The organism is Methanocalculus sp. MC3 (assembly GCF_054767395.1).
Genome location: NZ_BAABMP010000002.1, coordinates 308,574 through 321,647, shown reverse-complemented (window position 1 = coordinate 321,647; position 13,074 = coordinate 308,574). Strand labels below are relative to the sequence as shown.

Below are 13,074 nucleotides of genomic sequence, written 5' to 3'. Positions count from 1 at the left end.
GGAGTGATAAGGGTGCTAACGCCGCCAATTATTTTATCCTCCGATCCAAAAACCGGGTGCATGATCACCACACTACCGGGTATTTCTTCTGCTGAGAGAAAAACCAGAGACATATGACGTTCACCCTCACTGATCACACGGAGAGTCTCTGGATTGAAACTGAGACTGGATCCAACAACCTGTGAAGAATCTGGATAAGCTGTCACGATCAGTGGTTCCCAATTAAAGACTGCTGCACTGAGAATATGTGGACTCGCACTATGGAGCCGCTGGATATCAGCCGATGCAACCTCTCCGGTAACTCCGGTTCCTTTATAATACCGACAAGCCTGCATGCCTTTTCCTCCTGGCTTCCTGAGCAAAACATAAGAAAGGAGATCAATATGTTACACTATTTAAGATTTCTAAACCAACCAGGATTATGCGCACTAATCGACGTCCTTTCAATTATTTGACGCTCATAATTGGATCATGTATTATTCTCCTGATCCTCATGGCAACTCCTGTTTCAGCTGATTCGAATGAGACCGCAACACCCACCCCAACTCCAACTCCTACACCTACCCCTACTCCTACACCCACTCCTACTCCCACTCCTACCCCAACATCTACCCCAACACCTACTCCTACCCCAACACCTACTCCTACACCTACCCCAACTCCAACTCCAACTCCAACCCCAACTCCTACCCCAACTCCTACCCCAACTCCTACCCCTACACCCACTCCTGAACCTATTGGACCTGTGATCCCACCGATTGGGGGTGAGGTTGGAACCATCAGGGTCACCTCAGATCCATCTACAGCCGATGTGACGCTCGATGGAGTGCACAAGGGGATAACACCGCTCGATATTGAAGTCTATGTGACAGGAACTCCACCGCAGTCACTCGTCATCTCGGAGGGAGGATACATTTCAAAGACAGTAGCATCACCTCATCCGGCTGCGGGAGAGACAAAAACTGTACACGTAGTACTGGAAAAGATACAGCCAACACCAACTCCGGCGATTGATGGATACTTTTCAATCGACTCCCTGCCCCATGGTGCAACCATCCGGATAGATGGAGTCTATGCCGGAACAACCCCTCTTCCCGACTACCGTGTGACCACCGGGACAACACACCGTGTCCAGGTCGAGTACCCGGGATATGAATCATGGTCCGGGATCTATTCCGCAAGCTCAGGCCAGACCACCCAGATATTTGCATCCCTTATAGTGATCAAACCTACAACCGGATTACTCTCCATTCAGTCACAGCCTCCGGGGGCGGATGTGTATGTTGATGGATCGTATCGCGGCCACACTTCGATGACCGTCGGCAGTCTCAGTGCCGGAACCCATACCCTTGAGCTCAGGCTCGCCGGGTACCAGAAGTTCACAGACACATTCCTGATCACCCCCGGCCAGACCACCACCCTGAATCCATATCTGACACCGGCAACCCCTTCCACCGGTTCTGTTGCAGTTCAATCAAACCCTGCCGGCGCTTCAATCTATCTCGACGGCAATTACAAAGGAGTTACTGTTTCAAACGATTATTTCGATATTGTCGGGGTTTCAACAGGAAAGCACACGATCTCGCTGAAGAAAGCCGGATACTATGATTATACAACCGCCGTAACCGTAACCGGCGGAGGGATCAAATATGTGACCGGAACAATGGATCAGACCGCACCCTCTCCCTCGCCGATGCCCAAACCAGTGACCACCGGTACTGTGGAGCTCTCCTCGAACCCCTCCGGTGCCGAGGTCTATATAGACAACCTCTTCCGGGGCATTACGCCAGTTATTGTCCCGGATATCGATGCTGGAAGCCATCAGATTACTCTGAAGATGCAGGGGCATAGTGACTGGATGGGGACGGTGCAGGTGAACGCCCGTCAGTCCACACCCGTCTCAGCTACACTTATAGAAACAACACCACCTGCAACAGAAGAATCAGGTAGTCTGCCGGTTGCTGCCATTGCTGCTCTCGGGATTTGTGGAGTGCTCATTGTCGCCCTGAAGAGGAGATGATGGAGACCATCAAATCGAAACTATTATCTTTTAATTATTCAAATCAAATTTTATGAAAAAATCCATTCTTATATCTCTCATCATCCTTTTTCTCTGTATCTCGACGGTGCAGGCGGATACTCTACCGGAACCGGCTGCTGATTTCACTGGAGATCCAAACAGTGGTGAAGCACCGCTAGCCGTGCAGTTTACAGACTCCTCCACAGGCAACCTGACATCATGGTCATGGGACTTTGGTGACGGCAACACCTCAGCAGAACAGAGCCCCGCACACACATACGTTACCGCAGGCACATACACCGTCAGCCTGACAGTAACGAATACAGAGGGCTCGGATACAAAGATTGAAGCAGACTATATCATAGTAAGTGAGCCGGAAGCACCTCCAGAAGAAGATGTTACAGAAACACCAACCCCTACACCCACTGCAACTCCTACACCCACTGCAACTCCTACACCCACCCCCGCTGTCGCATACAATATCACATATACTTTCAAGGACAGTTCGAATAATAACCTGGTTAGCGGGGTGAGGATAAGAATAACCGGAGACGATTCGTATTCATCGGTGAAGACTACCAATACCGATGGTGTCTCCTCATTCAGCCTATATGATGGCCAATACTCAGTGTACATCTCAGCTTTTACTTTTAAGGATGTTGAGGAACAACTCGCCGTAAATGGTGCAGATAAGGAAGATACAATCTATTTGGAAAGGGGCAATAATGTTAAACTCCTCATACTCGATGCAGATACCGATGATCCACTGTATGCTGCCAGAGTTTTTGTTAATTCAGTCGAGCTGGGCATTACAGGAACAGATGGCATCGTCTCAGACAACCTCAGAAAAGGGGCTAGTGATGAATATCGCATATCAGTCACGAGAACAGGCTATACTACCAATTCAACAATACAAACAATTGCGATTGATGAGACAGAGATCATCATTTTGATGGAAGAAGGAGAGGCGGCACAAACAGAAACCCCGACTCCAACCCCGACACCCATACCCATCCAGACATATGGAGTAGTCGATCAGGTCGAGATGGATAGACTGGCGGCAGAACAGGAGGAGATTCAGGCTCAGATCGCAGCGCTTGAAAAAGAGATTGAAGAGGAAAAAAACATCCTGAACATGATCCTGGGGTTCTTTAAAGGGCTCTTTGGGATGGGATAAGAAGACGGAGTCAGAAGAGCCAAAATAAATTCATTTTTGCATTTTCAATGGTTTTCATTTGTTGAGGATTATCAAGACATTGAAAGGATAATATTCCTAAACGCAAGAAGATAGTAAAAGAAAATGCGAGGGACCGGATTCGAACCGGCGAACCCCTACGAGACTAGCCCCTCAAGCTAGCGCCTTTGACCTGGCTCGGCAACCCTCGCTCGGTTGACTTAAACAAATACGATGCTATCCTTAAAAATGCTATCGATCTCGCTTTCCAAGCGGAGAGGGGATATTCATCCCGGTTGATTGAACAATCCTTCATTTCCCTGCCCCATCTCTGGCAACCATGTATACTGATACACATTATCCTGCATCATTATACATCGCATCCTTTTTCCGTCATGACACCAACAATCAGGTGACTATGTGGTACGATATCGTTGATGCCTTCTCAGATTCCCCGTCACAACTCCGCGTTGTCAGATTTTTCCTCGAAAATGGGTTTGGAGTCAATGAATCAGGGAAGGTCACCGCAAACGGGATCGAGATGCCCGCCACCCAGGTAGCGCGTGCAATAGGTGTTGACAGGCGTGTCGTCGACACCACCGCCCGCAGTATCCTCGATCACGAGACCCTGCGCCAGGTCTTCTGTAACATCCGCGTGACACCGGATCTCTCGCAGGTTGCAGAAGTGCTCGGACTCGCAATCATTACCCTCATCCCAAAGAACGCTTCAGACAAACATATTGTTGCATCGGCTGTCAGGGTACTGGCAGAGTACGACCTATCAATCCGCCAGTTATTTGTAACCGATCCGATCTTTTCAGAAGAGCCAAAACTTGTGATGATCATCGACGGAGCTCTCCCCCACGGAGTCATCGAAGATTTAAGAGAGCTGCCGCAGGTGAAGCGGCTCATACTCTGAGAACCGGATTAGAAATAAATGACCGGCACACCATACCTGAATCTGCTTTGATCAGCAGTCGCTTACAAGCAGCATCCATTATTATTGTGCATGTATTAGAGGCCTAGGACAACTCATATGCGCGAAGCGCAGTTATCCTCTCGGCGGGCCGATACGCCCCGCTCGGTGGCCGCCAGGCCGCCTACCCTGAGAACCGAAGGGGGATGGCGGTGCCCCCCCCCAAAGGGGCGAGGGGTTATACTATACTTGATTCTGCTTATTTCGACAAGCTCTTACAGGCAGGTGCGTATCATTTGTTTATCTATCCGGTCTTCGGCAGTAAAGATCCAACTATCAAACATTTACGTACATAGTTTTATATGAGAGTACATGTTTAATATTCAATTGTTCTACTATGGCTCTTGTAGATGGCTCGAATGTCACAATATCCCATCTTGGGCTCGTTGCCGGTGTGTATGACTCGCTTGGGATCGGCGATCTCATTGACGAACTCATACCCAAGAAACGGCATCACATCGTCTCCCATGGCACCGCTGTCAAAGCACTTCTCCTCAACTCTCTCGGCTTTGTGGAGCGGCGGCTCTATATCATGCCGGATTACTTCGATGATATTGCAACAGAACGACTCCTTGGTCCGGGAATCCATCCTGATCATCTTAATGAATCTCTCTTTGGTGAGACGCTGGATGCAATTGCACGGTTTAACCCGACCCAGCTCTTCACTGCAATCAGCCTCACCATGATGAAAAAGCTCACACCCGAACCTCCCAAACCTCAGGACTCTCCTCGACTTCATCATGATACAAGCTCTTTTAAGGTAACAGGAGAGTATGACAGTGATTTTGGAACACGACTAATTCAGATTGTCCGTGGCCACTCCAAAGATCACCGAAACGATCTCAACCAATTCGTCATAACCCTGGTCACCAACCAGCATGGCATTCCCGTCTTCATGGAACCCCTCTCCGGGAATGCCTCGGATAAAAAATCCCTTCTCAGGTCAATTCAGGCTGTCCGGAATAATCTGGTGACCGATCAACGAATCTACCATATCGCAGATTCAGCGTTTTATACGAAATTAAATCTCCAAACCCTGGGAACCCAGTGTTACTGGATCTCTCATGTTCCAAACACGATTAAAGAAGCAAAAACACTCATTCACCTGGAAGGCGTCACCTGGCAACCCTGTGCCGATGACCGGTATCACTACCACGAACTCCAATCTGGGTATGCTGATATCCCTCAGAAATGGGTGCTGTACCATTCACGGGATCAACAAACCAGATCGGAAAAGAAGTTCACATCCCGCATAGAAAAGCAACGAAAAAAGGATGAAACCGCTCTGAAAAAGATATTTTCTCATGAATATGCCTGTGAAACTGATGCACGTGCTGAACTTGAACGATGGTTTGGAAAACATCACCGATACCTACCTGGCAACATTCTTGTGATAACCAAGCACCGTCGTGCAGATGGTAAGAAGGGGCGGCCAAAAATTGGAGAGGAGTTGAAGGAGGTCTTCCTCATCTCTTGTAAGCTGATGTTTAATGATGATGAGGTGCACCGGGAGAAAGAGCGGCTTGGACGGTTCATTCTCGCCACAAACGATTGTGAGATCGATCCTGATACACTTCTCGACTGGTACAAGGAGCAGGGTGCAGTTGAACGCGGCTTCCGGTTTTTAAAGGATAATAGCTTCCATATCTCAGAGATCTTTCTGAAAAACCCGAATAGAATAGCCGCAGTCTCAATGCTAATGGTGCTCAGTCTAATGGTGTACACGGTTACTCAATGGCAGATCAGGGAGATCCTTAAGGAGCAGAAGAAGACGGTTCGTGATGTCAAGAAGAAGACCGACAAACCGACGACAAAACGGATCTACCATCTCTTCAGGCGGGTTCGGCAGATTGAAGAAGTGACTGATGCAGGGGTTGAATGCCGTATTCTCAATTATACAGATGAATTACAGGATATAACGCGGCTGTTCGGGTCTGGGGTGGAAAAATATTATGCGTGAAAAATTAGCTGCCGAATGCGAGATCTATTGTCCTGTGACACTCTTACCTCTGGCAAACCCCCCTGCCCCCCTTCACCTGAAGGGGGAATGAGGATATCAGGGAGGTCCGGGCAACCGCTAATGAGCACCGGTGCCTGGTTCGGGTGAGAGTAAGCCCATAGAGGTTCTGTATAAGAGATAGTACGCCAGCGATTGCAGCAAGCTTTCTTTCAACTCTTCGTATGGGAGCAGCAGAATCCGTCAACCATTGATTTTATGCATGGGTGGACGGAGATCCGATATCTGTGAGATGAACTGAGATCCAGTACAACAGCATAAGCGCAAAGCGCAGTTATCCTCACTGGCGGGGCGACACGCCCCGCTCGGTGGCCGCCAGGCCGCCTACTCCGAGAACCGAAGGGGGTAGGCAGTGCCCCCCCTAAGGGGCGAGGGGTCATACCATACTTGATTCAGCCTATTTCGACAAGCGCTTACAGGCAGGTGTGTATCCTTTGTGTATCTGCTGTCCTGTGACACTCCTCCCTCCGGCAAACCCCCTGCCCCCTTCACCTGAAGGGGGGAGTGAGGATAACATGGGGGTCCAGGCAATCGCGGGGAGCACAGGTGCCTGATTCGGGTGAGAGTAAGCCCCTGGAGGCGCAGCATAGCATGTGTACGATTGCGATTGCAGGTAGGTGGTGTTCTCCTTCTTGAGGGAGCGGCAGAGCGCGTCAAACATCGATTTTATTCATAGGTGGACGGAGAATCGGTATCTGTTAGATGAACTGAGATCCAGTACAACAGCATGAGCGCGAAGCGCAGTTATCCTCTCGGCGGGGCGGCGAGCCCCGCTCGGTGGCCGAGAGGCCGCCTACCCTGAGAACCGAAGGGGGTAGGCAGTGCCCCCCCGGAGGTGCGAGGGGTAAGGTCTTCCAGATTGTGCGATTATAGAGATAGAATATAAGGGAGAGAGAATGTGAAAAATCAGACCTTTCCGGCTTTCATCTCCTGAACAGTTCCATTTCAAGTGCCAGCCGATAGGTCCGGCGCCGCTTCTTCTTTGGAAGATCAAGGATCTTCATCATCCGCTCCTCGATATGAATCACGGACGTCCCCTTCACCAGATTATCTGCATGAGCGACAAGCTTCTCGGGAAGGGTCATGGGCATACAGTCCCTTGGAAGAAGGCCGAACTGAAGGTATTCGTCTGCGGTCTGTCCGGCTCCAAGATGCCGCTCAACGATACGTGCGATCTCTTCGGGGAGCCCGCGCTCACGGCAGATGTCACCGCCAATTATTGCATGATCCAGTGAGTGGCTCTCTGATCTGCCGATGTCATGAAGAAGAGCCCCGCAGGTTGCTAAGTTCCCGTCGACGGCTTCGTCATCAAGAAACTCAGAAACAACACCGGCAACCGCTCGCGCATGGGCGATCACCTTCTGAGAACAACCAGCGCCAACCAGATGCCAAAGACACATTGACTCATCTATCGAGGTTGGAAAGTCCATACAAAAAAGAGGTTATCCGAGTGTCTCACTGATAGCTTCAAGCCTTCGCCGGAGAGCAAGAGCGAGCATCTCGTTATCAAAGTGTGAGAGCGGAACTTCGCAGGTGATGCAGGAGAAATCATGTTTATATGCCTCGTTAAAGGTATGCATAGCACCACAGGTCTTGCAGAGATAAAAGTCGTTCTCCTCCTCATACCTCTCACGTGCGACAAGCTTCTCCTTCACCCTTTCCAGATCTTCGGCCAGCACAGGATCCAGCTGATCAAGTTGCAGGTGCCAGAGATAGGTAAGCCAGCCGGTTTCATTGTCTTTCACCCTCCGGTAGACAGCAAGTCTTCGTTCATAAAGGGTATAGAGAGTATGCCTGACGGAATTCAGGTTGATCCCGGTTTTTTCAGCAAGCTCCTCATCACTATGCTCTCCGTTATCGGGGAACCGCAGCAGGAGCTGAATTCCTTCCTCACCAACAAGACGGAGGAAAAAAGAATGGATCGCCTGCTTCTCTAACAATTCTTCCACTTGTTGCATCATTCAAGATATTGGCGTATGATACTAATATGGTTATCCAGCATCAAAAGGGCATCATCTCTTGACGACCCATATCCAAAAACACTGATCATTGCATCCCCTTTGGCAAATTCTGTTCCGGGGTGGGGGATATCAGCAGCAATCGCAGCGAACCGATCCAGCCGTGATCGAACCACGCAATCCTTCCCGGCAAAAAGGATACGCCGGGCGGAATATCGGGTCGGTTGTGGCCTTTCAAGGGGCAGTCTTCCGGAACAGGCATCCATATGCAGGGAGAAGAGATTTGCTCCTGTAGATCCCTCGACCGTATCAAGTGTCGCCTGGAACCGTGGGTTCACCTCAATCGCCACAGCTTCATCAGAAAGCACAAAGTCAACGCCGACTGACCCGATACACCCGCTCGCAGCAACAATCCGCTCGGCTATTGCCATCATCTCACCTGCAAGCGGGTGATCGCACGGCGTAATCGATCCGGCAAAGCCAAATGCAGAATCACCTGATCCACGGAGGATCTGTTCATTGGCTGCAAGAGCTACAGCCCGTCTGCCATCTGAGACACAGGAGACGCTTGCAGGAAGTCCCAAAACAAACTGCTGGCAGATATAGGGAAGATCAAAATCTTCAATCCATGCTTTCTTCTCCTCCTCTGTCCTGACAATCGCGTTCCTCCAGCCCCCTGCACCGCAGACGGGCTTGATCATAATGGGATATCTGCCCTCTTCAGCAATTTCGGGATGGGGCACAGCCAACCGGGAGAAGAATGACTGGGTTGCAGATTTATCAAGAAATGGTTGGATGGTCTCCGGACAGGTACCTGCGCGCGGGATACCAGGACAGATCGCTGACTCGGCACCTGAGGTGAGCACCAGATGGTCGATCGAATTGCGCGATAGAATCTTCTCAATTGCCACGGGGAGATCGGTGAGTTCCAGGAACCCCTCGTAATCCGAAACACTCCATCCAAGATCCAAATCACAGAAGTGATCGACCGCACAAACCCGGTAACCCGCCCTTCTCGCAGATCGCGCAACATGCCGTGTGGCAAACCCCGCGACAAGAACCGTCTTTGTCACCGCTCGACCATCTCTTTGCCACATTCACAGGGAACAACACTGATCTCTGCATCAGGAAACTCCAGATCCAGTTCTTTTCCTTCATACAACTGGTCAAGAAAGACAGCAAGTCCTGCTATCTCCGAATGAGGCTGGTTTGTTACCGCAATATTATAATCGGCAAGACCATAGACCTCGCCAGGCACCTTCTCGGCACCAACGATGACAAGCACCTTCTCGCGCGTGCGTATCTCGCCGATCTTGTCCTGAATACGGAGACCATACATCGTCAGGTGTACAACAGCCCCACCAGATTCCTGAAACTCCCGGATACAACGCTTCCATGAGACATTATTCTGAACAAAGAAGGACCCGCCGAAACGTCGTGCAACTCCCTCGATACTCGTAACAACCCCGGGATCATCTGCTGCAAGATACATTCCATCTGCGCCAAGCGCACGTCCGGTCAGTCCGACATGCGTCGTCACCCGTTGGTCACGATCATGTCGGTGGCCAATCCTGAGTATAGCGGATCGAACCATAGCGCTCTAATCCTCCTGTTTCATCTTAATAACACCATTTTCGATTGTGAACGGAAGATCCTGTGCATGCCGGATCCGGCAGGAGAGGAGCATCTCTTCAATCCCAAGAGGATGAAGCAGCCCGTTCTCCTCTTTGATGAGGAGGTAGTGCTTGAGCCGATCAACAGATGCAAGAACCACATCAGACGATAACCCGCAAACCTCTTCTATACCAGAAACGGTGTTTGCCTGATTGCAGACAATCCGATGATAGACATCCCAGTCAACCTCTTCATCTTTCACAGAGTATTATGGAGTGAAAAGAAACAATATATGTTGTGAACCAGAATGCTACCCTCGCCGACATTGCAGACGAACTCCTTGACTATGCTGATGATGATGACAATCGGCTGGTGCAGGGAATCTCCAGCCTGACACCCGGGGTTCGATCTGAACTATTGATATCCGACTTCCTCAACGCCTATCAGGTCTATATCTATCTGTTTGGGGAGATCCCGGATGAGTTGATCATCGACAGACTTCTCCTTCAGCCTGCTTCATCTCTTGAGAAAGGTACTCTCCTCGAAGAGATAGGTCTTGTCGAACTTATTTTTCTCGTTCAGGGGGAGAATCCGGTTGTCCAGGTCAGAATAGGGAATGATATTCTTGCAACCTTCAGAGGGAAGGATGCACACCGGCTTGCAATTCACTTTGCAGAAGAATTTGAATAAGTCAGATCCCACGTGTGATCAGATTCATATCAATTTTTGCCGAAACGATCTCAGGGACAATACCATACGAAAAAAGAGAATCGCCAAAGATCGCAACGGCACCATGAACCCGTGAGCCGGAGAGGCGGTCGAACTCTGACTGATCATCGGCTGAGAGGCGATTACAGAGTGCAGTTGCCCAGGCATCTGCTGCTGACACATCATCGGAAAAGACAGTAGCAGCATCAGCTGTTCCAAGTGATATTGACGGGCCAACCGTTGCAGACGAAGTACAGACGCCATATATCTTCTCCTGTGGCGGGCAGAGAAATGCAGATTGCCCACCTGCTGAGGCACTGCCCGCATAGATCCCTATCCTGAGAACACGGTCTGTCATAAGAGCGATATCGCCCCCGTTGTCAACAACACCAAAGAGAGCACCCCCATCCTGCATCGCTTCAACCCCTGCCCATGCGATTGTGCCGGCAACTGCTGCCATCGGCCCGACACGAGCTTCATATGAGGCATCCACCATCCGGCAGATCACCGGATGATCGGATCCTGGATCATAGGGCTCAAAGGTCGAGGCAAAAAAAGGATCCGCAGCCACCATCGCCTCGACAGCTATGCGTGCATCGAGAATTCCTGCCTTTGCCAGATCAATATCAGCTTCGCAGTCAGCGAGGATTGTCGTGATCGTCTGCTTGTACTCGAAATGCCGCCGGATCATTGCCTTATGGAGAGTGCCTGGTGTGGACAGGCACATACACATTGTCCACAGAGGATGCACCGCTCTTCCTTGATCACCAGATGGAACTCCTGATCAAATGAGAAGACCTCCTGCGGGCAGATGGAGAGACAGGCACCGCACTCAACGCACTCATGTTCGTCATGAACAACAGCATTTTCGAGCTTCTTCACCTGCACACCAAGCTCGATGAGACGGGAGGATATTCGCGCCTCCTCTTTCTCCGGGATATCTATCAGTACCCATCCTTCATTGGAATCGATATGGGCACGTTCGACATTGATCAATACCCCGGTTTCAAGGACCACCTGTGAAATGAGCGGACGCTTCACGACATCCCTCTGAATAGTCAGGAAGAGTTTCATGGCTGCCACCTCCGTGAGAAGAGCTTGCCGAGATCAACTGCATTTAAGATCCCAATCACGTGGAACTCACTATCAACAACCGGGAGCGCACTGATGTTATGCTGTTCAAGCCGTTGTGCTGCCACATCAACAGGCTCGTCAGGAGTAACGACAACGACCTTCTTGCTCATGATCTCAGACACCTTCAGGGAATCGCCTTTAAGAAGAACTGACTTGGATACATCATAGGTTGTGATGATCCCAACCAGCTTCCCCTGGGAATCGATCACCGGCAGATGGTTTGTCTCTCCCTTGAGGAGTTTTCGGGCAGCAGTCTTCACCGACTCGTCTTCGGTGATCGTGGCAACCGCAGGGTTCATAATCTCGCAGATCCTCGGGGTTTGCCGCGTCTCCCTCATTGGATGACTTCTTTTCGCCGTATTAATTCGTCGGGTCGGGAGTGCAACCGTAAATGATCCTGCCTCAACCAGGCTTTTCAGTTCATGAGCAACCTGCCGGGCATGGCTGTAGCTGGACAGTGAGGATGTCCTGACCATCTCGCCATCGATCTCAACATGTCCGCTTTTCAGTTCGGCATATGATACCGTCCGAACAACCGGCCTGTCTCTCCGTGGAGTCCCATAGTCAACGATAGAAGTGATGAGATCTTCATCGCGAACCGCACAGTTCCTGACAGCCTCGACATTCAGCATGGGGAGAGCTATACCCAGACCAACATACAGGCTGACACCATAGCCGGTAAAACTCGCGGCACGAAGATAATCAGGAGTCATTGAGTTCAGATCTCCACTTACCATCAGGGTACCAAAACCATTTGATGGAGAACTCTGTGTTCCTTCTCCGATAATGACACCCTCTCCGCCACCGATGAACAACGGAACTCCGGAACCAATCAGGTTGAAATGAGGATCGTTTGCAAGCGGGGAGAGGAGACCGGCACCGGAATAAGATACATTTCCCTGGTTTGAGAGGAGCATCCCCATGTAGGTATTGAGTGTCCGGTCAGATCGGTTGATTACCGCATTATAAGACTGGTATGCATTTCTTGGATTGACCATCACCGCCTGGTTCAGATCCTCAAGCAGGAGTTCTGTTGTGATCGTCCGCCTGGGATAGCAATCTGTTCCTTTTGAGATTGCACGAACCTCAATCTGCCTGCCGGATACGAGATCCTCGATAACATGAGCCCCGCCATATTTTGACCCTGCTGTGGTGGATTCCTGCGTTGCTCCAATATATGCATCCACTGCGGCTATCCCTGCATATGCCTCGACATCATTGATCCAGATCCGTTCCATCCGGATAGGTGGATCAGCATGGCCGAAGTTCAGAAAAGCTCCTGAAGAACACATCGCGCCGAAGGTGCCTGTTGTCACAACATCAACTTCGCGCAAGGCTCCTTCCTCGCCCAGTTCGGAGACGATATCAGGCATCTCCTCAGCAGTGACAACGACAGCACTTCCATCGCGAATTTTGAGATTAATCTCTTCGATGGATTTTGCCATACACAATATCTTCTCCATGCATTAAAAA

General features: G+C 50.3%; 14 protein-coding genes, 1 tRNA gene and 1 pseudogene. 5 read left to right on the top strand and 11 right to left on the bottom strand.

Going from position 1 to position 13,074, the window contains the following annotated elements; all coding sequences use genetic code 11:
• Positions 1 to 11: 11 nt before the first annotated feature.
• Positions 12 to 335, bottom strand: a pseudogene (locus ACYUBO_RS05235) (hypothetical protein); the annotation flags it as partial.
• Between the two features lie 112 nt (positions 336 to 447).
• Positions 448 to 780, bottom strand: coding sequence for a hypothetical protein (locus tag ACYUBO_RS05230; protein ID WP_460372886.1), 333 nt, complete (start codon positions 778 to 780; stop codon positions 448 to 450).
• A gap of 46 nt (positions 781 to 826) precedes the next feature.
• On the opposite strand from ACYUBO_RS05230, the gene ACYUBO_RS05225 reads away from it, so the two are divergent.
• Positions 827 to 2,020 carry a PEGA domain-containing protein gene (locus ACYUBO_RS05225; RefSeq protein WP_460372884.1) on the top strand — a complete coding sequence of 398 codons (1,194 nt, stop codon included), beginning with the start codon at positions 827 to 829 and terminating at the stop codon, positions 2,018 to 2,020.
• A 52-nt stretch (positions 2,021 to 2,072) separates the two neighbouring features.
• Positions 2,073 to 3,197: a PKD domain-containing protein gene (locus ACYUBO_RS05220; protein ID WP_460372882.1), complete on the top strand. Its 1,125-nt coding sequence runs from the start codon at positions 2,073 to 2,075 to the stop codon at positions 3,195 to 3,197.
• 124 nt (positions 3,198 to 3,321) lie between these two features.
• Here the strand turns inward: ACYUBO_RS05220 and ACYUBO_RS05215 are convergent.
• Positions 3,322 to 3,406, bottom strand: a tRNA-Leu gene (locus ACYUBO_RS05215).
• Positions 3,407 to 3,612: 206 nt separating this feature from the next.
• On the opposite strand from ACYUBO_RS05215, the gene trpY reads away from it, so the two are divergent.
• Together trpY and ACYUBO_RS05205 are read left to right on the top strand one after the other, a co-directional pair.
• Positions 3,613 to 4,113 carry a TrpY family transcription regulator gene (trpY, locus tag ACYUBO_RS05210; protein ID WP_460372880.1) on the top strand — a complete coding sequence of 167 codons (501 nt, stop codon included), beginning with the start codon at positions 3,613 to 3,615 and terminating at the stop codon, positions 4,111 to 4,113.
• A 394-nt stretch (positions 4,114 to 4,507) separates the two neighbouring features.
• A complete protein-coding gene (locus ACYUBO_RS05205; RefSeq protein WP_460372630.1) occupies positions 4,508 to 6,130 on the top strand; it encodes an IS1634 family transposase in 1,623 nt (540 codons plus the stop codon).
• A 980-nt stretch (positions 6,131 to 7,110) separates the two neighbouring features.
• On the opposite strand, the gene ACYUBO_RS05200 is transcribed toward ACYUBO_RS05205, so the two are convergent.
• Genes ACYUBO_RS05200 through ACYUBO_RS05180 form a run of 5 tightly spaced genes read right to left on the bottom strand, consistent with a single transcriptional unit; the run spans position 7,111 to position 10,021 of the window.
• Positions 7,111 to 7,587: an HD domain-containing protein gene (locus ACYUBO_RS05200; protein WP_460372878.1), complete on the bottom strand. Its 477-nt coding sequence runs from the start codon at positions 7,585 to 7,587 to the stop codon at positions 7,111 to 7,113.
• Positions 7,588 to 7,629: 42 nt separating this feature from the next.
• Positions 7,630 to 8,145 (bottom strand): transcription factor, encoded by a 516-nt coding sequence (locus ACYUBO_RS05195; RefSeq protein ID WP_300332293.1) that lies wholly within the window; start codon positions 8,143 to 8,145, stop codon positions 7,630 to 7,632.
• Entirely contained in the window at positions 8,145 to 9,218 is a 1,074-nt protein-coding gene (locus tag ACYUBO_RS05190; protein WP_460372876.1) for an ATP-grasp domain-containing protein, read from the bottom strand. Before ACYUBO_RS05190 ends, ACYUBO_RS05195 begins: the two co-directional genes overlap by 1 nt.
• Positions 9,215 to 9,739: a tRNA (cytidine(56)-2'-O)-methyltransferase gene (locus ACYUBO_RS05185; RefSeq protein ID WP_300332284.1), complete on the bottom strand. Its 525-nt coding sequence runs from the start codon at positions 9,737 to 9,739 to the stop codon at positions 9,215 to 9,217. Before ACYUBO_RS05185 ends, ACYUBO_RS05190 begins: the two co-directional genes overlap by 4 nt.
• Positions 9,740 to 9,745: 6 nt before the next feature.
• A complete protein-coding gene (locus ACYUBO_RS05180; protein ID WP_300332286.1) occupies positions 9,746 to 10,021 on the bottom strand; it encodes a MarR family transcriptional regulator in 276 nt (91 codons plus the stop codon).
• A 35-nt stretch (positions 10,022 to 10,056) separates the two neighbouring features.
• Between ACYUBO_RS05180 and ACYUBO_RS05175 the strand changes: the two genes are divergently transcribed.
• Positions 10,057 to 10,449: a hypothetical protein gene (locus tag ACYUBO_RS05175; RefSeq protein ID WP_460372875.1), complete on the top strand. Its 393-nt coding sequence runs from the start codon at positions 10,057 to 10,059 to the stop codon at positions 10,447 to 10,449.
• A 1-nt stretch (position 10,450) separates the two neighbouring features.
• On the opposite strand, the gene ACYUBO_RS05170 is transcribed toward ACYUBO_RS05175, so the two are convergent.
• Genes ACYUBO_RS05170 through ACYUBO_RS05160 form a run of 3 tightly spaced genes read right to left on the bottom strand, consistent with a single transcriptional unit; the run spans position 10,451 to position 13,046 of the window.
• The gene (locus ACYUBO_RS05170; RefSeq protein ID WP_527250160.1) at positions 10,451 to 11,158 is read right to left on the bottom strand and encodes a UPF0280 family protein; all 708 of its coding nucleotides are present in this window, start codon (positions 11,156 to 11,158) and stop codon (positions 10,451 to 10,453) included.
• Positions 11,155 to 11,541 (bottom strand): 4Fe-4S binding protein, encoded by a 387-nt coding sequence (locus ACYUBO_RS05165; RefSeq protein WP_300332298.1) that lies wholly within the window; start codon positions 11,539 to 11,541, stop codon positions 11,155 to 11,157. The genes ACYUBO_RS05170 and ACYUBO_RS05165 overlap by 4 nt, the downstream gene beginning before the upstream one ends.
• Entirely contained in the window at positions 11,538 to 13,046 is a 1,509-nt protein-coding gene (locus tag ACYUBO_RS05160; RefSeq protein ID WP_460372871.1) for a homocysteine biosynthesis protein, read from the bottom strand. The genes ACYUBO_RS05165 and ACYUBO_RS05160 overlap by 4 nt, the downstream gene beginning before the upstream one ends.
• Between the last annotated feature and the right edge of the window lie 28 nt (positions 13,047 to 13,074).

Excerpts from the sequence above, each read along its gene's own strand:
- ACYUBO_RS05205 (WP_460372630.1), top strand. The coding sequence starts at position 4,508 with ATGGCTCTTGTAGATGGCTCGAATGTCACAATATCCCATCTTGGGCTC.
- ACYUBO_RS05230 (WP_460372886.1), bottom strand. The coding sequence starts at position 780 with ATGGTTCCAACCTCACCCCCAATCGGTGGGATCACAGGTCCAATAGGT.
- trpY (WP_460372880.1), top strand. The coding sequence starts at position 3,613 with ATGTGGTACGATATCGTTGATGCCTTCTCAGATTCCCCGTCACAACTC.
- ACYUBO_RS05165 (WP_300332298.1), bottom strand. The coding sequence starts at position 11,541 with ATGAAACTCTTCCTGACTATTCAGAGGGATGTCGTGAAGCGTCCGCTC.
- ACYUBO_RS05185 (WP_300332284.1), bottom strand. The coding sequence starts at position 9,739 with ATGGTTCGATCCGCTATACTCAGGATTGGCCACCGACATGATCGTGAC.
- ACYUBO_RS05200 (WP_460372878.1), bottom strand. The coding sequence starts at position 7,587 with ATGTGTCTTTGGCATCTGGTTGGCGCTGGTTGTTCTCAGAAGGTGATC.
- ACYUBO_RS05170 (WP_527250160.1), bottom strand. The coding sequence starts at position 11,158 with ATGATCCGGCGGCATTTCGAGTACAAGCAGACGATCACGACAATCCTC.
- ACYUBO_RS05220 (WP_460372882.1), top strand. The coding sequence starts at position 2,073 with ATGAAAAAATCCATTCTTATATCTCTCATCATCCTTTTTCTCTGTATC.
- ACYUBO_RS05160 (WP_460372871.1), bottom strand. The coding sequence starts at position 13,046 with ATGGCAAAATCCATCGAAGAGATTAATCTCAAAATTCGCGATGGAAGT.
- ACYUBO_RS05195 (WP_300332293.1), bottom strand. The coding sequence starts at position 8,145 with ATGCAACAAGTGGAAGAATTGTTAGAGAAGCAGGCGATCCATTCTTTT.